Genomic DNA, 22518 nt, shown 5'->3' with positions numbered 1-22518 from the left:
GCAGCAACGCTCAAACGTTGAACAGGAAGTTCATCACGTCGCCATCGTGCACGACATATTCCTTCCCTTCCGCGCGCATCTTGCCGGCTTCCTTAGCGCCTTGCTCGCCCTTGTACGTGACGAAGTCGTCGAACGCGATCGTCTGTGCGCGGATGAAGCCGCGCTCGAAGTCGGTGTGGATCACGCCGGCCGCCTGCGGAGCGGTATCGCCGATATGGATCGTCCACGCGCGCACTTCCTTCACGCCCGCGGTGAAGTAGGTCTGCAGGCCGAGCAGCTTGAAGCCCGCGCGGATCACGCGGTCGAGGCCCGGCTCTTCCATGCCCATGTCGGCGAGGAACGCTTCCTTGTCCGCGTCGTCGAGATCGGCGATTTCCGCCTCGATCGCCGCGCAGACGGCGACCACCGGCGCATTTTCGCTTTCCGCGTACTTGCGCACCGCCTCGAGGTGCGGGTTGTTCTCGAAGCCGTCGTCCTTCACGTTGGCGACGTACATCGCCGGCTTCGCGGTGATCAGGCAGAACGGCTTGATCAGCGCTTCTTCGTCGTCCGACAGCGCGAGGCCGCGCACCGCCTTGCCCTGGTCGAGCTGCGCGCGCACCTTTTCGAGCACCGCGACGAGCTTCGCCGCTTCCTTGTCGTTGCCCGACTTCGCCGCCTTCGAATAGCGCGTGAGCGCTTTCTCGATGGTGCCGAGGTCGGCGAGCGCGAGTTCGGTGTTGATCACTTCGATGTCGTCGATCGGGCTGACCTTGCCGGCGACGTGAATGACGTTGTCATCCTCGAAGCAGCGCACGACGTGCGTGATCGCGTCGGTTTCGCGGATGTTCGCGAGGAACTGGTTGCCGAGGCCTTCACCCTTGCTCGCGCCCGCGACGAGGCCCGCGATGTCGACGAACTCGACCACGGCCGGCACGACGCGCTCGGGGCTGATGATTTCGGCGAGCGCCTTCAGCCGCGTATCCGGCACTTCGACGATGCCGACGTTCGGCTCGATCGTGCAGAACGGGTAGTTCTCGGCGGCGATGCCGGCCTTGGTCAGCGCATTGAACAGGGTGGACTTGCCGACGTTGGGCAAGCCGACGATGCCGCATTTGAGACTCATGGAATCCTTCGGACGGGTGAGGCGGCGCGGCCGGACAGGGCACGGCGGCGCGGGAAAAAGGGCGGCCGGCGCGTGGAGCGCGGCGGGCCGACGGTCAAAGACGCTATTGTACCGTGCCGGCGCTCCGGATTCCGGGCTTGCCGCCGAACGGCCGATGCGGCGGGCCGCCGCGCCGGCGCACCGGCCTGCGATTCTGCTGATTTCCCGCAAAGTCCGGCCGCGTAAGGGTTTGGCCCCGCGGCTATAATGCCCGCCATGACTGCCCACCACTCCTTCGACGTCGCCGTGGTCGGCGGCGGGCTCGTCGGCAAGACGGCCGCGCTCGCGCTGACCCAGTCCGGCTACAAGACCGCCTTGCTCGCCCAGCCGGCCACGCCGCGCCCCGCCGATCTCGCGTTCGACACGCGCGTCTACGCGCTGTCGTCCAGTTCGCAGGCGTTGCTCGAGCGGCTGCGGGTCTGGCAGGCGCTCGACCACGGCCGGCTCGCGCCGGTCTACGACATGCGCGTGTATGGCGATGCGCATGCCGAATTGCATTTCTCCGCCTACCAGGCGTCCGTGCCGCAGCTCGCCTGGATCGCCGAATCGTCGCGGGTCGAGGCGTCGCTCGACGCCGCGCTGCGGTTCCAGCCGAACCTCACGTGGTTCGACGCGCGTGCGCAGGGTTTCGACGTGCGCGACGACGCGGCCGTGCTCACGCTGTCGTCGGGGCAGGTGCTCGAAGCCGATCTCGTCGTCGGCGCCGACGGCGCGCATTCATGGGTGCGCTCCCAAATGGGGGCCAGGGTAGAGCGGCGCGACTACCGGCAGACGGGCGTCGTCGCGAACTTCAAGGCGTCGCTGCCGCACCGCGAGACGGCCTATCAGTGGTTCCACGAAGGCGAGATCGTCGCGCTGCTGCCGCTGCCGGACGGCCACGTGTCGCTGGTATGGTCCGCGCACACCGCGCATGCGGACGAACTGCTCGCACTCGATCCGGCGCAGCTCGCGGCCGAGGTCGAGCGCGTGTCGCACGGCCAGGTCGGCACGCTCGAATGCGTGACGCCGGCCGCCGGCTTTCCGCTGGCGCTGCAGACGGTCGACAAGCTGATCGCGCCGCGCGTCGCGCTGGTCGGCGATGCCGCGCACCTGATCCACCCGCTCGCCGGGCAGGGGATGAACCTCGGGCTGCGCGACGTCGCCGCGCTCGCCGACGCGATCGCGCGCAAGGAAAGCTTCCGCAACCTCGGCGATCCGGTGCTGCTGCGCCGCTACGAGCGTTCGCGCCGCGAGGACATCCGCGCGCTGATGGTCGCGACCGACGGTCTGCAGCGGCTGTTCGCGGTGCCGGGCTCGCTCGCGAAGGCGGTGCGCAACGCGGGCATGGCGTTCGTCGGCGCGCAGCCGCTCGTGAAGCGCTGGCTCGTGTCGGCCGCGCTTGGGTGATCGAACCTTCTGCAACAGCGCGGGTCGGAGACGGTTCCATAACGGCGTACACTGTGCCGTGCACTCCGATTGAGCTGAAGGAAGATTTCGATGAAAAAAACGATCCGCATCGCATCGCTGGCGCTGGCCGTCACGATGGCGACGCTGGGCTGCACCGCGCAGGCCGACCAGACCACCGACAAGCTGAAGGCCACGCTGCAAGCCCGTCTCGGCAGCGACGCGCCGATCAAGAGCGTGTCGAAATCGCCGGTTGCAGGCCTTTACGAAGTGAACCTCGGCTCGCAGATCATCTATAGCGACGCGGCAGGCGACTACGTGCTGCTCGGCGATCTCGTCGACACCAAGTCGCACAAGAACCTGACCGACGCCCGCCTGTCCGAAATCAACAAGATCGACTTCGCGAGCCTGCCGTTCGCGAATGCAATCAAGGTCGTCAAGGGCAACGGCGCCCGCAAGATCGCGGTGTTCTCCGATCCGAACTGCCCGTACTGCAAGAAGCTCGAGACGACGCTGCAGTCGGTCGACAACGTGACCGTCTACACGTTCCTGTACCCGGTGCTGTCGCCGGATTCGACCGCGAAGTCGAAGGCGATCTGGTGCGCGACCGACCGCGCGAAGACGTGGGAAAGCTGGATGCTCGACCACCGCGCGCCGTCCGGCGCCGGCACGTGCGACACCACCGCGCTCGACAAGAACCTCGCGCTCGGCCGCGGGATGAACGTCACGGGCACGCCGACGATCTTCCTGCCGGATGGCCGCCGCCTGCCGGGCGCGGTATCGGCCGACCAGCTCAACCAGGCGCTCGCCTCGAGCAAGTAACCGACTGCACGCCGGGCGCATGGCCCGGCCAGCGAGGGGCGCCCGCATGATCTGCCGGCGCCTCTCTTCGTTTTCGCCGCCGTATTCGACCGACCGATTGCCACGATGACCCAGCCGATCCGCTATTCGATTGTCCCGAAAGATCTTGCCGCGCACCTGTTCGAAGTGACGGTGACGGTTGCCGATCCCGATCCCGACGGCCAGCGCTTCTCGCTGCCGGTATGGATTCCGGGCAGCTATCTCGTGCGCGAGTTCGCGCGCAACATCGTGACGCTGCATGCGTTCAGCGACGCGGGCCGCAAGGTGCGCATCGCGAAGACCGACAAGCACACGTGGCAGGCCGCGCCCGTCAGCGGCGCGCTGACGCTGCGCTACGACGTCTATGCGTGGGACCTGTCGGTGCGCTCCGCGTATCTCGACGATTCGGGCGGCTTCTTCAACGCGACGGCCGTATTCCTGAGCGTCGCCGGCCGCGAGGCGGCGCCGTGCGAAGTCGATATCGCGAAACCGGCCGGCCCGGCGTTCCGCACGTGGCGCGTCGGCACGTCGCTGCCCGAGGCGCGCGGCACCAGGCGCTACGGTTTCGGCGCGTATCGCGCGGCGAACTACGACGAGCTGTCCGACCATCCGGTGACGATCGGCGAATTCGCGCTCGCGACGTTCGACGCGCACGGCGTGCCGCACGATATCGTGATCGCCGGGCGCGTGACGCAGCTCGACCTGGAGCGGCTGCGTACCGATCTGAAGCGCGTATGCGAAGCGCAGATCGCGCTGTTCGAGCCGAAGTCGAAGAAGGCGCCGATGGATCGCTACGTGTTCATGACGCTCGCGGTCAGCGACGGCTACGGCGGCCTCGAGCATCGTGCGTCGACCGCGCTGATCTGCAACCGGACCGACCTGCCGGTGAAGGGGCGCCCGGAAACGACGGAAGGCTATCGCACGTATCTCGGCCTCTGCAGCCACGAGTACTTCCATACGTGGAACGTGAAGCGCATCAAGCCGGCGGCGTTCGTGCCATATGACCTCACGCGCGAGAACTACACGTCGCTGCTGTGGCTGTTCGAAGGCTTCACGTCGTATTACGACGACCTGATGCTGGTTCGCAGCGGGCTGATGTCGCAGGACGACTATTTCGCGGCGCTCGGCCGCACGATCGGCGGCGTGCTGCGCGGCACGGGCCGGCTCAAGCAGAGCGTCGCGGACAGCTCGTTCGACGCATGGATCAAGTACTACCGCCAGGACGAGAACGCGACCAACGCGATCGTCAGCTATTACACGAAGGGTTCGCTCGTCGCGCTCGCGTTCGATCTCGCGATCCGCGCACAGACGCGCAACCGGAAGTCGCTCGACGACGTGATGCGCGTGCTGTGGCAGCGCTACGGCCGCGATTTCTATCGCGGCGGCAAGCAGGCGGGCGTGGAGGAAAACGAAGTCGAGACGCTGATCGAGGAAGCGACAGGCGTCGCGCTCGGCCGCCTGTTCGCCGACGCCGTGCACGGCACGCGCGACCTGCCGCTCGCCGAACTGCTCGCGCCGTTCGGCGTGACGCTGGCCCCCGACGTCGCGCTCGGCGCGGCCGCGAAGCCGACGATCGGCGCGCGCCTGCGCGGCGGCGCGGACTGCACGTTGGCGGCGGTCTACGAAGGCGGCGCCGCGCATCGCGCGGGATTGTCGGCCGGCGACACGCTGATCGCGGTCGACGGGCTGCGCGTGACGGGCACGAACCTCGATGCGCTGCTCGCCCGCTACCGGCCGGGCGACAAGGTCGAGGTTCACGCGTTCCGCCGCGACGAGCTGCGCACCGCGAAACTGAAGCTCGACGGGCCGGACATCACGCGCTACCGGCTGACGGCGGCCGCGAAGCCGGCCGCGGCCACGAAGGCCCGCGAAGCGTGGCTGAAGGGGTAAGCGTACGAAAGCGGGTAGCAGGGCGCGATCAAGGATTGTTCTGCTGTTGCAACAATCCGTCGCCCTGAACCCGCTTTTTCGCCGTCATATGGCCACGCACAATGGCGTCACTCGCGCTACCGAAGCGCAACCCCACCCGGAGCCTGACATGACGACCATTCTGCAAATCAATTCCGCTGCGCGTTCGCAAGGCGCGCAATCCACGCTGCTGGCCAACGAACTGACGGCAAAGCTGCAACAATCGAACCCCGGCGCGAACGTCGTGGTTCGCGACCTGCTCGCCGATGCGCTGCCGCACCTCGACGAATCGGTGCTGGGTGCGTTCTTCACGCCGGCCGACCAGCGCACCGCGGAACAGAATGCGATCGTCGCGAAGAGCGATGCACTGATCGCCGAGTTGCAAGCCGCCGACATCATCGTGATCGGCGCGCCGATGTACAACTTCGGCATCTCGTCGCAACTGAAGACGTATTTCGACTGGATCGCCCGCGCAGGCGTCACGTTCCGCTACACCGAGAACGGTCCGGAAGGCCTGATCAAGGGCAAGAAGGTTCACGTCGTGACGGCCCGTGGCGGCAAGTACCTGGGTACGCCGAACGACAGCCAGACCCCGTACCTGCGCACGTTCCTCGGCTTCATCGGCCTGACCGACGTGAGCTTCATCCACGCGGAAGGCCTGAACCTCGGCCCGGACGCGCAGAGCGCCGCGCTGGCCGGCGCACGCGAAGCGATCGCCGCCGCTTAACGCGCCAAGTTAACGCGCCAGGTCGACGCGGGTGCCACGCACCCGCTGCGTCACCCGATAAAGAACGCCGCGCCCTTCACGAAAGGGACGCGGCGTTTTTGCATTCGGCCGGCGAACTCGCCGCCGAGGCCGTTACGCGAGCGTTTCGGCCACGTCCGGCAGGCGCCAGTCGATCGGTTCGCGGCCGGCATCGACCAGGTAGTCGTTCGCGAGCGCGAAATGGCGGCAACCGAGGAAGCCGCGGTGCGCGGACAGCGGCGACGGATGCGGCGCCTCGAGCACGCAATGCGCGTTCGCGTCGAACAGCGCGCGCTTGGCCTGCGCATGCGCGCCCCACAGCATGAATACGAGCCCACGATGGCGGCCGGCGAGCTCGCGGATCAGCGTGTCCGTGCATTGTTCCCAGCCGCGCTTCGCATGGCTCGCGGCCGCGCCGCGCTCGACCGTCAACACGGTGTTGAGCAGCAGCACGCCCTGGCGCGCCCACGTGTCGAGGCAGCCGTGACGCGGCGTGTCGTGACCGAAGTTCGCGGCGATTTCCTTGAAGATGTTGCGCAGCGACGGCGGCGTGCGGACGGCCGGCGGTACCGAGAACGCGAGGCCGTGCGCCTGCGGCGTGCCGCGGTCGTCGCCGTGGTACGGATCCTGACCGAGGATCACGACCTTCACGTCGTCGGGATGCGTCAGGCGCAGCGCGCGGAACACGTCGGTCGGGTAGACCGTCTTGCCGGCGGCGCGCTCTTCGTCGACGAAGCGGCACAGCGGCGCGAACGCGTCGCTGTCGGTGAACGGTTTCAGCACGTCGCGCCAGACGGCCGGCAGCGCGTCGAATTGCGCGGCGAGATGCGGTACGTCGGTGGCAACGGGCCGCGGTGCCGAGGCGGCCGGGGCCGGTTCGGGCACGGCCGCCGGTGCGGCGGTTTTCTTTGCGGGTTTGCGCCGAGCGGCAGGCGGCTCGGAAGCCGCGGACGGAATATCGGCCGGTGCCGTTTCCGGCACGGGATCGTCGAACAGCGACGCCTGTTGCGGCGCGCGGGAAGTCTTGCGGGTTGCCATGCGTGATGCGTGTTTATTGCGCGCGCAGCCGGTAGCCGCGCTGCGCCTTGCTGATGTTTTCGGGAACGAGACCCGGCAGCGCCTGCTGCAGTTCGGCGGCGAGCGTCGCGAGCGCCGTTTCCGGGCCGTCGATCAGTTCGAGTTCGATTTCGCTGATCGGTTCGCGGCGCGTTTCGTGTTCCGCCTGGACGACGATCTCGCCGAGGTCCACCGCGGCCTCGACGGTTGCGCCGCCGATGGCGATGCGCCACAGCGTACGCGAAAAATCCGTGCGGAACAGCGCATGCAGCGCGCCGGCTGCGTCATTCAGCGCGGCGGCAGCTTCCGGCACGTCGCAGGCCGCGACGAGCGCGTCGATTTCGAGCGCGTCGCCCGCGACCGGCAGTTCCCACTCGTGGCGGCTATGCAGGCCGCCTTCCGCGCTGCCGACCGTCTTGAACGTCTGCAGCCAGCCGTCCGGCGTGCGGCGCACGCGCACCGCGCTCTTCGAGCGCGCGAGCGCGAGATCGGGCGTGTCGTAATAGACGTTCGCTAGCGTGATCGCGCGACCGGGTTCACCGGTCAGCGTCTCGAAGAAGCGGCGCGCGGCATCGGCCTGGCCGGCCGGCAGCGCGAGCTTGATTTCCTGTTCGATCGCCATCAGAAGAACATCCGTGCGAGTTCCTCGCCCGGCTGCTCGGCGCGCATGAACGCCTCGCCGACGAGGAACGTGTTCACGTTCGCCGCGCGCATCGTGTCGACGTCGGTGCGCGACAGGATGCCCGATTCGGTCACGACGATGCGATCCGCCGGAATCATGTCGAGCATGTCGAGCGTGGTCTGGATCGACGTCTCGAACGTGCGCAGGTTGCGGTTGTTGATACCGAGCAGCGGCGTCTTCAGCGTCAGCGCCTGTTCCATCTCGTGGCGGTCGTGCACTTCGACCAGCACCGCGAGGCCGAGCGAGTGCGCATAGGCTTCCAGATCCTGCATCAGCGGCGTGTCGAGCGCGGCGGCGATCAGCAGGATCGCGTCGGCGCCCATCGCGCGGGCTTCGACGATCTGGTACGCGTCGACGATGAAGTCCTTGCGCAGCACCGGCAGCGTGCAGGCCGCGCGCGCTTCCTCGAGGTAGCGGACGCCGCCCTGGAAGAACTGCTCGTCGGTCAGCACCGACAGGCACGCGGCGCCGTGCGCCGCATACGAGCGTGCGATGTCGGCCGGCACGAAATGCTCGCGCAGCACGCCTTTCGACGGGCTGGCCTTCTTGATTTCGGCGATCACGGCGGCGTTGCCGGCCGCGTGCTTCGCGCGCAGCGCACCGACGAAGTCGCGCAGGTCGCGCGCGGACGCTTCGAGTTTCAGTGCCTCGAGCGGCGTGCTGCGCAGCGCCGCCGCGATTTCTTCGCGCTTGACGGCGATGATTCGGTCGAGAATGTCGCTCATAGGGGTTCCTGCTGGATTCGTAAGAGGGTCAGCGCTTGAACTGCTGCGTGAAGCGCACGAGTTCGTCGACCTTCGCGCGGGCTTTGCCGCTCGCGATCGCTTCGCGGGCGAGCTGGATGCCGTCCGCGATCGACTCGGCGATATTGGCCGCGTAGAGCGCGGTGCCCGCGTTCAGCGTGACGATCTCGCGTGCGACGCCCGGCTGGTTGTCCAGCGCGCCGAGCAGCATCGTGCGCGATTCGTCCGCATTTTCCACCTTCAGCGTGCGATTCGACACCATCTGCAGGCCGAAGTCCTCCGGATGGATCTCGTATTCGTGCACCTTGCCGTCGCGCAATTCGCCGACGAGCGTCGCGGCGCCGAGCGATACCTCATCCATGCCGTCCTTGCCGTACACGACGAGCACGTGCTGCGCGCCGAGACGCTGCATCACGCGCACCTGGATGCCGACGAGGTCGGCGTGGAACACGCCCATCAGCTGGTTCGGCGCGCCGGCCGGATTGGTCAGCGGGCCGAGGATGTTGAAGATCGTGCGCACGCCGAGCTCGCGGCGCACGGCCGCGATGTTCTTCATCGCCGGATGATGGTTCGGCGCGAACATGAAGCCCATGCCGGTTTCGGCGATCGATGCGGCGACCTGGTCCGACTGCAGGTCGATGTTCACGCCGAGCGCCTCGAGCACGTCGGCGCTGCCGGACTTGCTCGATACGCCGCGGTTGCCGTGCTTCGCGACCTTCGCGCCCGCGGCCGCCGTGACGAACATCGACGCGGTCGAGATGTTGAACGTGTGCGAGCCGTCGCCGCCGGTGCCGACGATGTCGACGAAATTCGAGTTGTCCTGCACTTCGACGTGGTTCGCGAATTCGCGCATCACGGTCGCGGCGGCGGCGATCTCGCCGATCGTCTCCTTCTTCACGCGCAGCCCGGTGATGATCGCGGCCGCCATCACCGGCGACAGGTCGCCGCGCATGATCAGCCGCATCAGATGCAGCATTTCGTCGTGGAAGATCTCGCGGTGCTCGATCGTGCGTTGCAGCGCTTCCTGCGGGGTAATCGTCATCGTGCGTCTCCCGTCAGGCAGCCGGTGCGGCGGCATGGGCCGCTGCGCGGTTTTGCTTAAGGAAATTCTCGAGCAGCGCATGGCCATGCTCGGACAGGATCGATTCCGGGTGGAACTGCACGCCTTCGACCGGCAGCGTCTTGTGGCGCACGCCCATGATCTCGCCGTCGTCGGTCCACGCGGACACTTCGAGGCAGTCCGGCAGCGATTCGCGCTCGATCGCGAGCGAGTGATAGCGCGTCACGTCGAAATGCTTCGGCAGATCGGCGAACACGCCGCGGCAGTCGGTTTCGATCCGGCTCACCTTGCCGTGCATGATGGTCTGCGCGCGCACGACGCGGCCGCCGAACGCTTCGCCGATCGCCTGGTGGCCGAGGCAGACGCCGAGGATCGGCTTCCGGCCCGCGAATTCGCGCAGCACGTCGAGCGTGATGCCCGCGTGCTGCGGATTGCTCGGGCCGGGCGACAGGCAGATCGTGTCGGGGTTCAGGCGCGCGATGTCGTCGAGCGTGATTTCGTCGTTGCGGTAGGTGCGCACGTCCTCGCCGAGTTCGCCGAAGTACTGGACCAGGTTGTAGGTAAACGAGTCGTAGTTGTCGATCATGAGCAGCATGGTCAGTCTCCGGTCAGAAGTCGCTATCGAGGCCGTCCTGGACCTGTTCGGCCGCACGCAGCACCGCGCGCGCCTTGTTCTCGGTCTCTTGCCATTCGGATTCGGGCACCGAGTCCGCGACGACGCCGGCCGCCGCTTGCACGTACAGGTTGCCGTTGTGGATCAGGCCCGTGCGGATCGCGATCGCGAGATCCATCTCGCCGGAGAACGACAGGTAGCCGACCGCACCGCCGTACAGCCCGCGCTTGACCGGCTCGAGCTCGTCGATCAGTTCCATCGCGCGCACCTTCGGCGCGCCGGACAGCGTGCCGGCCGGGAACGTCGCGCGCAGCACGTCGTAGTTCGTCATGCCGGGCTTCAGCTTGCCTTCGACCGAGCTGACGATGTGCTGCACGTGCGAGTACTTCTCGATCACCATCTTGTCGGTCACCTGCACCGAACCGATCTCCGCGATGCGGCCGACGTCGTTGCGCGCGAGATCGATCAGCATCACGTGCTCGGCGATTTCCTTCGGATCGTTCAGCAGCTCGGTCGCGAGTTCCGCGTCGCGCTCGGGCGTGTTGCCGCGCGGGCGCGTGCCGGCGAGCGGCCGGATCGTGACGATCTGGTCGTCGCCGCGCTTTTCCTGGCGCACCAGGATTTCCGGCGATGCGCCGACCACGTGGAAATCGCCGAAGTTGTAGTAATACATGTACGGCGACGGATTCAGCGAACGCAGCGCGCGATACAGCGACAGCGGATTGTCGCGGTACGGCTTCGTGAGTCGCTGGCCGACCTGGATCTGCATCAGCTCGCCGGCCGCGATGTATTCCTTCGCCTGGCGCACGGCGGCCAGATAGTCGTCCTTCTTGAATTCGCGGAACGTCTCGGTGCGCACGCTCGCCGACGTGACGGGCGGCTGCACGGTCGTGCGCAGGCGCTGCTTCAGTTCGCGCAGGCGGTGTTTCGCCTTCGCATACGCTTCGGGTTGGCCCGGGTCCGCGTAGATGATCAGGTAGAGCTTGCCGGCGAGGTTGTCGATCACCGCGACTTCCTCGGTCAGCAGCAACTGGATGTCGGGCAGGCCGAGATCGTCGCGCGGCGCGGTGTTCGCGAGCTTCTTCTCGATGTAGCGCACCGCGTCGTAGCCGAAGTAGCCGGCGAGGCCGCCGCAGAACCGCGGCAGGCCCGGCCGCTGCGCGACCTTGAAGCGCGCCTGGAACGATTCGATGAACTGGAATGGGTCGCCGTCGTGCGTCTCGACGACCTGGCCGTCGCGCACCACTTCCGACACGCCGTTGCGGGTGCGCACGAGCGTGCGGGCGGGCAGGCCGATGAACGAATAGCGGCCGAAACGTTCGCCGCCGACTACCGATTCGAGCAGGAACGAGTTGGCGCCCGCGCGTTCGGGCTGGGCCAGCTTCAGGTAGAGGGACAGCGGCGTTTCGAGATCGGCGAGGGCTTCCGCGATCAGCGGGATGCGGTTGTAGCCTTCGTTCGCGAGCGATTGGAATTCGAGTTCGGTCATGTTCCGGTCCTGTTCGGGACGAGCGGCGCGTGCGCCAGGGATCATTTGACGCTGCGCGGGTGGCCGTCGGCGAAAGGGCGGTCGATCGAGAAGTGCCTGTTGCCGGCCGGCACTCCGGGCGTGAACGTCGCGAGCCTGCGGCCGATCCTGAACTCAAGCGTTCGGACACGGTGGAACTCGAGGTGGTGCGACGATCGGCGCGCGGATGCGCAGCGAGATAAAAAACGGCGCTGAAGACGTGCTTCAGCGTACCTCATCGAAGAGGTCAGCGCGACCAGCGACGCCAGGGCCAGGCTCCCCGGTCGATGCTGCTCAGACTCCGTTTTTTATTCAGAAACATGCGGATGGAAGAAATAATCAGACGGTTGGCCGGCCGGCGTTGTGCGCGGAAATTGCGCGAGCCGCGACCAGCAACGAATCGACTATACCATCCGAATTTATCGTTTGTATAGCTTTGCCGTGGTTGTAGCCGTACGGCACCGTCAGTGTCGCCATCCCGGCCGCGCGGCCCGCCAGCGCGTCGTTTTCCGAGTCGCCGATCGCGACCGCGGCGTCCGGCGCGACGCCGAGCGCGTCGCAGGCCGTCAGCATCGGCAGCGGATCGGGCTTCTTGCGTGCGACGCTGTCGCCGCCCAGCACGATGCCGAAGCAGCCGGCCAGCCTGTATTGCTCGAGCAGCTCGACTGCGAAGCGGTGCGGCTTATTGGTCACGCACGCGAGCCGGATGCCGGCCGCGCGCAATGCGTCGAGGCCGGCCGCCACGTCCGGATAGAGACGCGTGTGGCGACCGTTGATCTTCGCGTATTCGGTCTGGTAGATCGCCAGTGCGTCGTCGAAGCGCGCGTGCGCTTCGTCGGCCGGGAAGCGCGGCTTCAGCACGCTGTGGATCAGGTGTTCGGAGCCTTTGCCGACATAGCCGATCACTTCGTCGCGCGACGTGGCCGGCGCGCCGAGCTGCGCGAGCATCCCGTTCAGGCCGGCCGTGAAATCGTCGGCCGTGTCGACCATCGTGCCGTCGAGGTCGATCAGCGCCGCATCGATGCGCGGCGCGGCGAAGCGGATCGGCGCAGCGTCCGCGGCGGCTCCGGCCGGCGCGTGGCCGGCGAACGACGAGTCGGCCACGGCGTCAGCTCCGCTCGACGGTCGCGAGCGCCGCGCGCATCTCGTCGATCACCTTGCGATAGTCGGGCTTGCCGAAGATCGCGGAACCCGCGACGAACGTGTCCGCGCCGGCCGCCGCGATTTCCGCGATATTGTCGGCCTTCACGCCGCCGTCGACTTCGAGCAGGATCTCGCGGCCCGTGCGTTCGGTGTACGCGTCGAGGCGGGCGCGCGCCTCGCGCAGCTTGTTCAGCGTTTCCGGGATGAACGACTGGCCGCCGAAGCCGGGGTTGACCGACATCAGCAGCACGAAGTCGAGGCGATCCATCACGTGGTCGAGGTAGTTCAGCGGCGTGGCCGGATTGAACACGAGGCCGGCCTTGCAGCCATGGTCGCGGATCAGCGACAGCGTGCGGTCGATGTGGTCGGAGCCTTCCGGGTGGAAGCTGATCAGGTTCGCGCCGGCCTTCGCGAAATCGGGCACGATCCGGTCGACCGGGCGCACCATCAGGTGCACGTCGATCGGCACCTGCACGTGCGGGCGGATCGCCTCGCAGACGAGCGGGCCGATCGTCAGGTTCGGCACATAATGATTGTCCATCACGTCGAAGTGAATCCAGTCGGCGCCGGCGGCGACCACGTTGCGGACTTCTTCGCCGAGCCGTGCAAAGTCGGCCGACAGGATGCTGGGAGCGATGCGGAATTGAGTCATGACAGGGGAGCGGGGACGTTGCGGCGCAAAACCGTCATTCTACCGTCCGGCGACCCGCTGCGCGGCGGCAGGCCGTGCGGTGGCGGCCCGAATGCGCATAGAATGCCGAACCAATGCGGCGCGCCCGCGGCCCGGCCGCTCGAGTCGGCGCGCGCGGTTACCTACAGCGGACACACCATGAGTCAGTATCAGTTCACCGTTTCGGTGAAAACCAGCTACTTGCCGGAACAATCCGACCCCGATCACCGTCAATACGCATTCGCGTACACGCTGACGATCCGCAATACCGGGCAGGTCGCGGCGCAGCTGATCGCGCGTCACTGGATCATCACGGACAGCGAGAGCCACGTGCAGGAAGTGAAGGGGCTCGGCGTCGTCGGGCACCAGCCGCTGCTGCAGCCGGGCGAGCATTTCGAATACACGAGCTGGGCCGTGATCGCGACGCCGGTCGGCACGATGCGCGGCGCGTACTTCTGCGTGGCGGAGGACGGCGAGCGTTTCGAGGCGCCGGTCGACGAGTTCGCGCTGCACATGCCGCGCACGCTGCATTGAGCGTGCGGTGTGCAGTGTGCGTCAGCGCGGCTGGCTGTCGTCGCGGCGGGCCTGCTTCTTTCTGCCCGACGACGTCCACACGACGATGAAGATCAGCAGGGCAAGCGCGACGAAGGCTTCGAGCGCGAAGATGAGCATCGGATATTGGTCGAGAAAATCTGACATGGCGGTTTCCATCAAGAACGGACATTGTATGTGGTTTGGGCCCCGGCTGGCCGGGTGGATGGCTGCGGCTGCTGCGGCGGCGCTGCTCGCCGCGTGCGGCGGCGCGCCGACGCGGACCTCCGCGCTGAAGCCGCCGACCGGTGCGGCGGTCGTGCCGGGGCAGGTCGCCGCGAAGCGGCTCACGCCGGTCGCGTGGCAGCAGGTGCCGGGCTGGCAGGACGATTCGCTGATCGGCGCGACGGCCGCGCTGCGGCAGAACTGCGCGCGGCTCGCGCGCCAGCCGGCCTGGGCGCGCGCTTGCGCGGCCGCCGACCGGCTCGACGAGCTCGACGTCAGCAGCGCCCGCAGTTTCTTCGAAACGTATTTCACGCCGTTCCAGTTCGCGAACACCGACGGTACGCTCGACGGGCTCGTGACCGGCTATTACGAGCCGCTGCTGCACGGTTCGCGCGTACGCCGCGGTCCGTATCAGTACGCGCTCTATCGCTGGCCGGCCGGCTATCGCGCGGGCGCCGCGCTGCCGGCACGCGCGCAGCTCGAGCGCGCTGGCATCCTGAACGGCAACGAGCTCGTGTGGGTCGACGATCCGATCGAGGCATTCTTCCTGCAGGTGCAGGGCTCGGGGCGCGTGCTGCTCGACGACGGTTCGGTGATGCGGGTCGGCTTCGGCGGCACCAACAACCAGCCGTACCGTTCGATCGGCAAGTGGCTGCTCGATCGCGGCGAGCTGACGCCCGCGCAGGCGACGATGCAGGGCATCAAGGCCTGGGCGAAGGCGAACCCGACGCGCGTCGACGCGCTGCTCGACACGAATCCGCGCTTCGTGTTCTTCCGCGACATGCCGACCAAGGAGGATGCGCCGCACGGCGGCGCCGACGGTCCGATCGGCGCGCTCGGCGTGCCGCTGACGCCGGAGCGCTCGATCGCGGTCGATCCGTCGTCGATCCCGCTCGGCACGCCGGTGTTCCTGCAGACCACGCGTCCGCTGACGAATACGCCGATGAACCGGCTCGTGTTCGCGCAGGATACGGGCTCGGCGATCAAGGGCGGCGTGCGGGCGGACTATTTCTGGGGGCTCGGCGACGACGCGGGCGACCAGGCTGGCCGGATGAAGCAGGTCGGCCGGATGTGGCTGTTGTTCCCGAATTCGTGATTGGGCGCGGCGCGGGTTGCCCGGAGGGTGGCCCGTGCACAAGATTCGGCATTCGTGGCGCGTCTCATGCGTGACGCGCATGCCGGTTTGATCGCCGGTGTGCCCATGTGATTTCGGTTCGCGTGATGCCGTGCGTGTCACGTCGAACGACGCTTTGGCGTAAAACAGCCCGATCGGCATTGGCCGACCGGGCTGTTTCGTTTGCAGGCACGGCTTCGCCGTTGCGCGGCGTGCGTGCGGCGAGTACGCGACGTTCGCGCCGGTCGCCTGCGCGGCGGGGTGACCTCAGCCCTTGCGTTTGTCGATGACGCGGCGCGCCTTGCCGACCGAGCGCTCGATGCCGTTCACGGGCAGCACGTTGATCATGGCCGTCACGCCGATCAGCGACTTGATGTCGTACGCGAGCGCCTGTTTTGCCGCCTGGATCGCCGCGGTATCGGGCGCGGTCTCCGGACAGGGCTCGACGTTGAGCGTCAACACGTCGAGCGGGCCTTCCTTCGTCAGCACGATCTGATAGTGCGGCGCGAGCGCGCGCTGCTTGAGCAACTGCTCCTCGATTTGCGTCGGGAACACGTTGACGCCGCGCACGATCATCATGTCGTCCGACCGGCCGGTGATCTTCTCCATCCGGCGCATCGTCCGGGCGGTGCCTGGCAACAGGCGCGTGAGGTCACGGGTGCGGTAGCGGACGATCGGCAGCGCTTCCTTCGTCAGCGACGTGAACACGAGCTCGCCGAGTTCGCCGTCCGGCAGCACTTCGCCGGTTTCGGGGTCGATGATTTCCGGATAGAAATGGTCTTCCCAGATGGTCGGGCCGTCCTTGGTCTCCACGCATTCGGACGCGACGCCCGGGCCCATCACTTCGGACAGCCCGTAGATGTCGACCGCGTCGATCCCCATCCGCTGTTCGATGGCGACGCGCATGTCGTTGGTCCACGGCTCCGCGCCGAAGATGCCGATGCGCAGCGAACTCTGCACGGGATCGAGGCCCTGGCGCTCGATCTCGTCGGCGATCGACAGCATGTAGCTTGGCGTGACCATGATGATGTCGGGCCGGAAGTCCTGGATCAGCTGCACCTGCTTTTCGGTCTGCCCGCCGCCGAACGGGATCACGGTGAGGCCCGCGCGTTCGGCACCGTAATGTGCGCCAAGCCCGCCCGTGAAGAGGCCATAGCCGTAGCTGACGTGCACCTTGTCGCCGCGGCGCGCACCGGCCGCGCGGATCGAGCGCGCGACGAGATTCGCCCACGTGTCGATGTCGGCGGCCGTATAGCCGACAACCGTCGGCTTGCCGGTCGTACCCGACGACGCATGGATGCGCGAGATCTGGTCCTGCGGCACCGCGAACATCCCGAACGGATAGCTGTCGCGCAGGTCGCCCTTGGTCGTGAACGGGAAGCGCGACAGGTCGGCGAGCGTCTTCAGGTCGTCCGGATGCACGCCCGCTTCGTCGAACTTGCGGCGATAGACGGGCGAGTGGTCATACGCGTGCCGGAGCGACCATTTGAGGCGTTCGAGCTGCAGCGCGGTCAGCTCGTCGCGTGAGGCGGTCTCGATCGGCTCGAGCGGTAGCGGGGTAGTCATGCATGTCTCCAGTGTTTGTTATGGGCGCGCCGTCGACGTCAGCGGTCTTCCGGGATGACCGTGCCCTTGATCTGGGCGGATTTGCCGCGAAACATCGCGACGGTGTCGCCTGTCTGGTTCGTGACGCGGATGTCGTAGATGCCGTGGCGGCCGGCACGCGCCTGTTCGATCGCCTCGGCCGTCAGCATGTCGTCGCCGTGCACGGGGCGCAGGAATTCGATCGAGCAGCCGGCCGCGACCGCATTCACGTTGTACGAGTTGCACGCGAACGCGAACGTCGAATCGGCGAGCGTGAAGATGATCCCGCCGTGACAGGTCTGGTGCCCGTTCAGGAATTCGGGTCGCACGCGCATCTGCAGGCGGGCGTAGCCAGCGCGGACTTCGGCGATCTCCATGCCGAACGCGCGGCTGCAGGCATCGGCGTCGTACATGGCCTGAGCGGTGGCGCGGGCGAGCGAATCGGGATCGAGCGTGGCGGTGGCGTTCGTCATGTCAATGCCCTTCGAAGCGCGGTGCGCGCTTCTCGATGAAGGCCTGCACACCTTCCGCATAGTCGTGCGACTGACCGAGCTTGCGCTGCAGGTCACGTTCCACGTCGAGTTGCTGATCGAGCGTGTTCGTGACGCTGTCCCGCATCGACTGCTTGATCGATGCGATCGCGAGCGTCGGCTGCTGCGCGAGCTGGGCGGCGAGTTGGCGGGCCGTCGCGACGAGCGCGTCGTCGTCGACCGCGCGCCAGATCAGGCCCCACTGTTCGGCCTGTTCGGCGCCGAGCTTGTCGCCGGTCAGCGCGAGCCCCAGCGCGCGCGCCATACCGATGCGTTGCGGCAGGAACCACGTGCCGCCCGAATCGGGTACGAGCCCGATCTTTACGAAGGCCTGGATGAAACTGCTCGAGCGGGCGGCGAACACGAGATCGCACGCGAGTGCGAGATTCGCGCCGGCGCCGGCCGCCGTGCCGTTGACGGCGGCGATTACCGGAATCGGCAGACGCTGCAGGCGGCGGATCAGCGGATTGAAATGCTCGTCGATCAGCGTGCCGAGGTCGGTGGACGCGCCCGGTGTGAAGTCGAGGTCGGCCAGATCCTGGCCCGCGCAAAAGCCGCGCCCCGCACCCGTCAGAATCAGCGCGCGTGCACCGGCCGCCTCGACTTCATCGAGCGCCGACTGCAGTTCGCGATGCATCGCCCGCGTGAAGCTGTTCAGCTTGTCGGGGCGGTTGAGCGTGATCGTGGCCACGCGCGCGGCCTGATCGATATCCAACTGGATCGCCTGATAGGACATGCAGTATCTCCGTCATGACTTCGTTATAGGCGCGCGGCGCGGCGGTTACACGCGTTCGATCGCGAGCGCGATGCCCTGACCGACGCCGATACACATCGTACAGAGCGCGAAGCGGCCGCCGGTACGCTCGAGTTGATGGAGCGCCGTGGTGACGAGCCGCGCGCCCGATGCGCCGAGCGGGTGGCCAAGCGCGATCGCACCGCCGTTCGGGTTCACGCGCGAATCGTCGTCGGCGACGCCGAGCATGCGCAGCACCGCGAGACCTTGCGACGCGAACGCCTCGTTCAGTTCGATCACGTCGAACTGGTCGATCGTCATGCCGAGCTGGCGCAACAGTTTCTGCGTGGCCGGCGCGGGGCCGATGCCCATCACGCGTGGCTCGACGCCGGCGGTCGCCATGCCGATGACGCACGCGCGGCGGCGCAGGCCATGCTGGTCGGCTGCTTGCGCATTGGCGAGCAGCAGCGCGCAGGCGCCGTCGTTGACGCCCGACGCGTTGCCGGCCGTCACGGAGCCGTCCGGGCGCACGACACCCTTCAGCTTCGCGAGCGCCTCGAGCGACGTCTCGCGCGGATGCTCGTCGCGCGACACGACGATGGCGTCGCCTTTCTTCTGCGCAATCGTGACCGCGACGATTTCTTCAGCGAGCGTGCCGTCTTGCTGCGCCCGAGCGGCCTTTTGCTGGCTGCGCAGCGCGAACAGGTCCTGATCCGCGCGACTGATGTGGTAGTCGACCGCGACATTCTCGGCGGTTTCCGGCATCGAATCGACACCGTGCAGTTGTTTCATCAACGGATTGACGAAGCGCCAGCCGATCGTCGTATCGAAGATGTCGGCCTGGCGCGCGAACGCGCTCGCCGCCTTGCCCATCACGAACGGCGCGCGCGTCATGCTCTCGACGCCGCCTGCGATCATCAGGCGCGCTTCACCTGCCTTGATCGCGCGCGCGGCCGTGCCGACCGCGTCCATCCCGGAGCCGCACAGCCGGTTCAGCGTCGTGCCCGGCACGGCGGTGGGCAGGCCCGCCAGCAGCGCCGACATGCGCGCGACGTTGCGGTTGTCCTCGCCGGCCTGGTTCGCGCAGCCGTAGATCACGTCGTCGATCGCCGCCCAGTCGACGTCGCGATTGCGCTCGATCAGCGCCTTGAGCGGCACCGCGCCGAGGTCGTCGGCGCGGACATCTTTCAAGGCGCCGCCGTAGCGGCCGATGGGAGTGCGAATCGCGTCGCAGATGTAGGCGTCTGTCATGAGCGTATCGGTGAGTGACGAACCCGCCGGGTGGCGGATTCGTTCATGGTAGAGAACATGGCGGCGTTTGCACGTCGGCCAATCGGGTTATGCCGTCTGGCCAGCTTCCGCAGGTGCCGCCTTCGGGGCAACATGGACGCGACTTTGGACCACGCGGAAGCGGTTGGCGACGAATGCCGGATCGGCCAGCGCGGCGTTGGCCGCCGGGTTCGCGCCTGTGCCGTGGAAGTCGGAGAACGCGGCCGACTGATTGACGAATACGCCGCTCGTCAGGTTGATCGACAGCGCGACCCCGCCACGCACCGCCGCGTCATGCGCGGTGTCGATGATTGCGTCGTCGGTGCTGTAGACGGAGAGGGTGAGCGCGCCATGCTCGGCGGCGATTTCACCGGCCAGATCGAGCGACTGCGCGGTCGAGTCGGTTGCGATCACGAACGAAATCGGGCCGAACCACTCCTGCGTGAATTTCTCGCGATCGGCCACGTCGAGTTGCAGTACGAGCGGCGTGCGCACGCGCGCGTCGGGGAAGGTGGGATGCTGGAGCGTCATGCTGTCCGCGAGCACGCGGCCGAGCTTGCGCGCGTCGTCGATGCGCGCGGTCACGCCGTCGTTCTGGATCGCGCCGATCAATTCGACCGAGCGTGCCGGGTCGCCGGTGAGCTTTTGCACGGCAACCGCGATCGCTTGCGCGACTTCGTCGAAGCTCGCATGGCCGTCGGCCGTCCGGATACCGTCGCGCGGCACGTAGATGTTCTGCGGCGCGGTGCACATCTGGCCCGAGTACAGCGCCAGCGAGAACGCGATGTTCTTGGCGGCGGCCTTCAGGTCGTCGGTCGAGTCGATCACGATCTGGTTGACGCCGGCTTTCTCGGTGTACACCTGCGCCTGGTGGGCATGGTGTTCGAGCCACGTGCCGTTTTGCGTGCTGCCGGTGAAGTCGATCAGCTTGATCTCGGGGCGCAGCGCGAGATCCTGGACGAGGGCGCCGTCGTTGGGTTCGGTCGCGAGGAGGGTGACCACGTTCGGATCGAACCCGGCTTCGCGCAGCACGTCGCGGGCGATCCGCACCGTGATCGCGAGCGGCAGGATCGCGCCCGGGTGCGGCTTGACGATCACGGTATTCCCGGTTGCCAGATCGGCGAACAGGCCCGGGTAGCCGTTCCAGGTGGGGAACGTGCAGCAGCCGAGCACGACGCCCGTGCCGCGCGGCACGATCGTATAGCGCTTGTGCATCGCGAGCGGCGGGTTCTTGCCTTGCGGTTTTTCCCAGTGCGCATCGGCCGGGATGCGGCGCAGTTCGTCCCACGCATAGGCGACCGCCTCGAGGGCGCGGTCCTGTGCGTGCGGGCCGCCGGCCTGGAACGCCATCATGAACGCTTGCCCGGTGGTGTGCATCACGCTGTAGGCGATTTCGAAGCTTGCACGGTTCAGGCGGGCAAGGATTTCGAGGCTGACGCCGATCCACGCGCTCGGGCCGGCTTCGCGCCACGTACGTTGCGCGGCGCCAGCGGCAGCGATCAGAGCGTCCGGCGTAGATTTCGGATACCGGATGCCCAGCGCGATGCCGTACGGTGAGCGCTCGGCGCCGACCGTGTCATCGGACGCCGGCTGGTCGAGCACGAAGGTCTTGTCGAGGTGCGACTTGAACGCGGCCTCGCCGTCCGCGCTTGCGCTTTCCCCGTACACTTTGGGGCTCGGCATTTCGGCGAACGGGCTCCAGTACCCGCGGCTCTCGATGGCGGCGAGTGCGTGTTGCAGCGTGTCTTCGTGCTTCGTGAACAGGGCATGGGTCATGGCGACAGCCTGATGAACGTTGAGAGGGATAGGATCGATTAATTAACCGACCGGTTGGTCGGAGAATGGTAGCATCAAACTATTCGCATGTGCGAGGCGTTTCTCATTTCATTGATCGAGGAGAAATAGATGGCTTACGAGAACATCCTGGTGGAGACCCGGGGGCGTGTCGGTCTGGTGACGCTGAACCGTCCGAAGGCGCTGAATGCGCTGAACGATGCGTTGATGGATGAACTGGGCGCTGCGCTGAAGGCGTTCGACGCGGACGACGATATCGGCGCCATCGTCGTGACTGGCAGCGAGAAGGCGTTCGCGGCCGGCGCGGACATCGGCATGATGGCGGCCTATTCCTATATGGATGCTTATCGGGGCGACTACATCACGCGCAACTGGGAGACGGTCCGCGAGATCCGCAAACCGATCATTGCTGCGGTGTCGGGCTTTGCGCTGGGCGGTGGTTGCGAACTCGCGATGATGTGCGACATCATCTTCGCGGCGGATACGGCCAAGTTCGGCCAGCCGGAAATCAAGCTGGGCGTCATGCCGGGTGCGGGCGGCACGCAGCGTCTGCCGCGCGCGGTATCGAAGGCGAAGGCCATGGACATGTGCCTGACCGCGCGCTTCATGGACGCCGCCGAGGCCGAGCGTGCCGGGCTCGTATCGCGCGTGCTGCCAGCCGACAAGCTGCTCGACGAGGCGATTGCCGCGGCGACGACGATCGCCGAGTTTTCGCTGCCGGCGGTCATGATGGTCAAGGAGTCGGTGAACCGCGCGTACGAGACGACGCTGGCTGAAGGCGTCCACTTCGAGCGACGGTTGTTCCATTCGTTGTTCGCAACCGAAGACCAGAAGGAAGGGATGGCGGCGTTCGTCGAGAAGCGGAAGCCTGTGTTCAAACACCGCTGATCGGCCGGCGCCGCGATAGGTATCCGGTGGCTGACCTATATCCGTCGTCGGCGCGATTGCCTCGCCCGGGTGCTTCAAAGCCTCCGTGCGCGCCAGCGCCCGGAGGCTTTTTCAAACTTTCTTCACAAAGGGCTTGCGCGGATGGGGGCGGATGCATAGAATCACGCCTCTTTCGCGCTAACGGAAACGCGGCGCGGGAGGAAGGGAAGCGGTGCTGTTGGGATTCGGTCGTAGCGAGCCTTGGCGGTACAGGAAGTTGAGTCCCGCAGTCGCAACGATGTCGTTCAGAAAGTTGTTGACGAACTGCGAAACACGGTTCATAATCTCGCTTCTCTGCTGCTGAAAACGCAGCGCTG

General features: G+C 66.9%; 22 protein-coding genes. 7 read left to right on the top strand and 15 right to left on the bottom strand.

Annotation, left to right across the window (positions count from 1 at the left end; all coding sequences use genetic code 11):
• Positions 1–10 precede the first annotated feature (10 nt).
• Entirely contained in the window at positions 11–1105 is a 1095-nt protein-coding gene (gene ychF, locus J8I33_RS22135; RefSeq protein ID WP_050013056.1) for a redox-regulated ATPase YchF, read from the bottom strand.
• Positions 1106–1351: 246 nt separating this feature from the next.
• Here ychF and J8I33_RS22130 point away from each other — a divergent pair, with 246 nt between their 5' ends.
• The 4 genes from J8I33_RS22130 (at position 1352) to J8I33_RS22115 (ending at position 6002) form a co-directional block, all read left to right on the top strand.
• Positions 1352–2530: a UbiH/UbiF family hydroxylase gene (locus tag J8I33_RS22130; RefSeq protein ID WP_124557517.1), complete on the top strand. Its 1179-nt coding sequence runs from the start codon at positions 1352–1354 to the stop codon at positions 2528–2530.
• A gap of 90 nt (positions 2531–2620) precedes the next feature.
• Positions 2621–3349, top strand: coding sequence for a DsbC family protein (locus J8I33_RS22125; RefSeq protein WP_050013054.1), 729 nt, complete (start codon positions 2621–2623; stop codon positions 3347–3349).
• A gap of 105 nt (positions 3350–3454) precedes the next feature.
• Positions 3455–5257, top strand: a complete 1803-nt coding sequence (locus J8I33_RS22120; RefSeq protein WP_050013053.1) for a PDZ domain-containing protein — start codon at positions 3455–3457, stop codon at positions 5255–5257.
• A gap of 148 nt (positions 5258–5405) precedes the next feature.
• On the top strand, positions 5406–6002 hold the full coding sequence (locus J8I33_RS22115; protein WP_050013052.1) for an NAD(P)H-dependent oxidoreductase: 597 nt from the start codon (positions 5406–5408) through the stop codon (positions 6000–6002).
• Between the two features lie 132 nt (positions 6003–6134).
• Here J8I33_RS22115 and J8I33_RS22110 read toward each other — a convergent pair whose 3' ends face one another.
• From J8I33_RS22110 to rpe, 8 genes are all read right to left on the bottom strand, one after another.
• Entirely contained in the window at positions 6135–7058 is a 924-nt protein-coding gene (locus J8I33_RS22110; RefSeq protein ID WP_124557515.1) for a uracil-DNA glycosylase, read from the bottom strand.
• A 13-nt stretch (positions 7059–7071) separates the two neighbouring features.
• Positions 7072–7698: a CYTH domain-containing protein gene (locus J8I33_RS22105; protein ID WP_011546533.1), complete on the bottom strand. Its 627-nt coding sequence runs from the start codon at positions 7696–7698 to the stop codon at positions 7072–7074.
• Positions 7698–8483, bottom strand: a complete 786-nt coding sequence (gene trpC, locus J8I33_RS22100) for an indole-3-glycerol phosphate synthase TrpC (RefSeq protein WP_006477043.1) — start codon at positions 8481–8483, stop codon at positions 7698–7700. Before trpC ends, J8I33_RS22105 begins: the two co-directional genes overlap by 1 nt.
• Positions 8484–8511: 28 nt before the next feature.
• On the bottom strand, positions 8512–9543 hold the full coding sequence (gene trpD, locus J8I33_RS22095) for an anthranilate phosphoribosyltransferase (RefSeq protein WP_050013172.1): 1032 nt from the start codon (positions 9541–9543) through the stop codon (positions 8512–8514).
• Between the two features lie 13 nt (positions 9544–9556).
• Complete coding sequence (locus J8I33_RS22090) at positions 9557–10156, bottom strand: aminodeoxychorismate/anthranilate synthase component II (RefSeq protein WP_209939080.1); 600 nt, start codon at positions 10154–10156, stop codon at positions 9557–9559.
• 13 nt (positions 10157–10169) lie between these two features.
• Entirely contained in the window at positions 10170–11663 is a 1494-nt protein-coding gene (trpE, locus tag J8I33_RS22085; protein WP_050013049.1) for an anthranilate synthase component I, read from the bottom strand.
• Between the two features lie 357 nt (positions 11664–12020).
• Positions 12021–12785 (bottom strand): phosphoglycolate phosphatase, encoded by a 765-nt coding sequence (locus tag J8I33_RS22080; protein WP_050013048.1) that lies wholly within the window; start codon positions 12783–12785, stop codon positions 12021–12023.
• Positions 12786–12789: 4 nt separating this feature from the next.
• On the bottom strand, positions 12790–13476 hold the full coding sequence (rpe, locus tag J8I33_RS22075; RefSeq protein ID WP_059576943.1) for a ribulose-phosphate 3-epimerase: 687 nt from the start codon (positions 13474–13476) through the stop codon (positions 12790–12792).
• Positions 13477–13653: 177 nt separating this feature from the next.
• Between rpe and apaG the strand changes: the two genes are divergently transcribed.
• The gene (apaG, locus tag J8I33_RS22070; RefSeq protein WP_006477037.1) at positions 13654–14028 is read left to right on the top strand and encodes a Co2+/Mg2+ efflux protein ApaG; all 375 of its coding nucleotides are present in this window, start codon (positions 13654–13656) and stop codon (positions 14026–14028) included.
• Between the two features lie 21 nt (positions 14029–14049).
• On the opposite strand, the gene J8I33_RS34560 is transcribed toward apaG, so the two are convergent.
• A complete protein-coding gene (locus J8I33_RS34560; RefSeq protein ID WP_245172306.1) occupies positions 14050–14193 on the bottom strand; it encodes a hypothetical protein in 144 nt (47 codons plus the stop codon).
• A 28-nt stretch (positions 14194–14221) separates the two neighbouring features.
• Here J8I33_RS34560 and J8I33_RS22065 point away from each other — a divergent pair, with 28 nt between their 5' ends.
• The gene (locus tag J8I33_RS22065) at positions 14222–15346 is read left to right on the top strand and encodes an MltA domain-containing protein (protein WP_050013047.1); all 1125 of its coding nucleotides are present in this window, start codon (positions 14222–14224) and stop codon (positions 15344–15346) included.
• A gap of 285 nt (positions 15347–15631) precedes the next feature.
• Here J8I33_RS22065 and paaK read toward each other — a convergent pair whose 3' ends face one another.
• The 5 genes from paaK to paaN form a co-directional block, all read right to left on the bottom strand.
• Entirely contained in the window at positions 15632–16930 is a 1299-nt protein-coding gene (gene paaK / locus J8I33_RS22060; protein WP_050013046.1) for a phenylacetate--CoA ligase PaaK, read from the bottom strand.
• A gap of 38 nt (positions 16931–16968) precedes the next feature.
• Positions 16969–17421, bottom strand: coding sequence for a hydroxyphenylacetyl-CoA thioesterase PaaI (gene paaI / locus J8I33_RS22055; protein WP_089488134.1), 453 nt, complete (start codon positions 17419–17421; stop codon positions 16969–16971).
• Between the two features lies 1 nt (position 17422).
• Complete coding sequence (gene paaG / locus J8I33_RS22050; protein WP_050013044.1) at positions 17423–18214, bottom strand: 2-(1,2-epoxy-1,2-dihydrophenyl)acetyl-CoA isomerase PaaG; 792 nt, start codon at positions 18212–18214, stop codon at positions 17423–17425.
• Positions 18215–18259: 45 nt separating this feature from the next.
• Entirely contained in the window at positions 18260–19462 is a 1203-nt protein-coding gene (pcaF, locus tag J8I33_RS22045; RefSeq protein WP_209939079.1) for a 3-oxoadipyl-CoA thiolase, read from the bottom strand.
• A gap of 87 nt (positions 19463–19549) precedes the next feature.
• Positions 19550–21256, bottom strand: coding sequence for a phenylacetic acid degradation protein PaaN (gene paaN / locus J8I33_RS22040; RefSeq protein WP_209939078.1), 1707 nt, complete (start codon positions 21254–21256; stop codon positions 19550–19552).
• A gap of 129 nt (positions 21257–21385) precedes the next feature.
• Here paaN and J8I33_RS22035 point away from each other — a divergent pair, with 129 nt between their 5' ends.
• Positions 21386–22162, top strand: coding sequence for an enoyl-CoA hydratase (locus J8I33_RS22035; protein ID WP_050013041.1), 777 nt, complete (start codon positions 21386–21388; stop codon positions 22160–22162).
• The last annotated feature ends 356 nt before the right edge of the window (positions 22163–22518 follow it).

It is taken from the genome of Burkholderia sp. AcTa6-5, from assembly GCF_017815075.1.
GTDB lineage: Bacteria > Pseudomonadota > Gammaproteobacteria > Burkholderiales > Burkholderiaceae > Burkholderia > Burkholderia sola.
This window is presented reverse-complemented; position numbering and strand designations above follow the sequence as displayed.

Excerpts from the sequence above, each read along its gene's own strand:
- apaG (WP_006477037.1), top strand. The coding sequence starts at position 13,654 with ATGAGTCAGTATCAGTTCACCGTTTCGGTGAAAACCAGCTACTTGCCG.
- trpC (WP_006477043.1), bottom strand. The coding sequence starts at position 8,483 with ATGAGCGACATTCTCGACCGAATCATCGCCGTCAAGCGCGAAGAAATC.
- trpE (WP_050013049.1), bottom strand. The coding sequence starts at position 11,663 with ATGACCGAACTCGAATTCCAATCGCTCGCGAACGAAGGCTACAACCGC.
- ychF (WP_050013056.1), bottom strand. The coding sequence starts at position 1,105 with ATGAGTCTCAAATGCGGCATCGTCGGCTTGCCCAACGTCGGCAAGTCC.
- paaK (WP_050013046.1), bottom strand. The coding sequence starts at position 16,930 with ATGACTACCCCGCTACCGCTCGAGCCGATCGAGACCGCCTCACGCGAC.
- J8I33_RS22115 (WP_050013052.1), top strand. The coding sequence starts at position 5,406 with ATGACGACCATTCTGCAAATCAATTCCGCTGCGCGTTCGCAAGGCGCG.
- J8I33_RS22035 (WP_050013041.1), top strand. The coding sequence starts at position 21,386 with ATGGCTTACGAGAACATCCTGGTGGAGACCCGGGGGCGTGTCGGTCTG.
- trpD (WP_050013172.1), bottom strand. The coding sequence starts at position 9,543 with ATGACGATTACCCCGCAGGAAGCGCTGCAACGCACGATCGAGCACCGC.
- J8I33_RS22090 (WP_209939080.1), bottom strand. The coding sequence starts at position 10,156 with ATGCTGCTCATGATCGACAACTACGACTCGTTTACCTACAACCTGGTC.
- J8I33_RS22125 (WP_050013054.1), top strand. The coding sequence starts at position 2,621 with ATGAAAAAAACGATCCGCATCGCATCGCTGGCGCTGGCCGTCACGATG.
- paaG (WP_050013044.1), bottom strand. The coding sequence starts at position 18,214 with ATGTCCTATCAGGCGATCCAGTTGGATATCGATCAGGCCGCGCGCGTG.
- J8I33_RS34560 (WP_245172306.1), bottom strand. The coding sequence starts at position 14,193 with ATGTCAGATTTTCTCGACCAATATCCGATGCTCATCTTCGCGCTCGAA.
- J8I33_RS22105 (WP_011546533.1), bottom strand. The coding sequence starts at position 7,698 with ATGGCGATCGAACAGGAAATCAAGCTCGCGCTGCCGGCCGGCCAGGCC.
- paaN (WP_209939078.1), bottom strand. The coding sequence starts at position 21,256 with ATGACCCATGCCCTGTTCACGAAGCACGAAGACACGCTGCAACACGCA.
- rpe (WP_059576943.1), bottom strand. The coding sequence starts at position 13,476 with ATGACTCAATTCCGCATCGCTCCCAGCATCCTGTCGGCCGACTTTGCA.
- J8I33_RS22110 (WP_124557515.1), bottom strand. The coding sequence starts at position 7,058 with ATGGCAACCCGCAAGACTTCCCGCGCGCCGCAACAGGCGTCGCTGTTC.
- J8I33_RS22130 (WP_124557517.1), top strand. The coding sequence starts at position 1,352 with ATGCCCGCCATGACTGCCCACCACTCCTTCGACGTCGCCGTGGTCGGC.
- paaI (WP_089488134.1), bottom strand. The coding sequence starts at position 17,421 with ATGACGAACGCCACCGCCACGCTCGATCCCGATTCGCTCGCCCGCGCC.
- J8I33_RS22120 (WP_050013053.1), top strand. The coding sequence starts at position 3,455 with ATGACCCAGCCGATCCGCTATTCGATTGTCCCGAAAGATCTTGCCGCG.
- J8I33_RS22065 (WP_050013047.1), top strand. The coding sequence starts at position 14,222 with ATGTGGTTTGGGCCCCGGCTGGCCGGGTGGATGGCTGCGGCTGCTGCG.
- pcaF (WP_209939079.1), bottom strand. The coding sequence starts at position 19,462 with ATGACAGACGCCTACATCTGCGACGCGATTCGCACTCCCATCGGCCGC.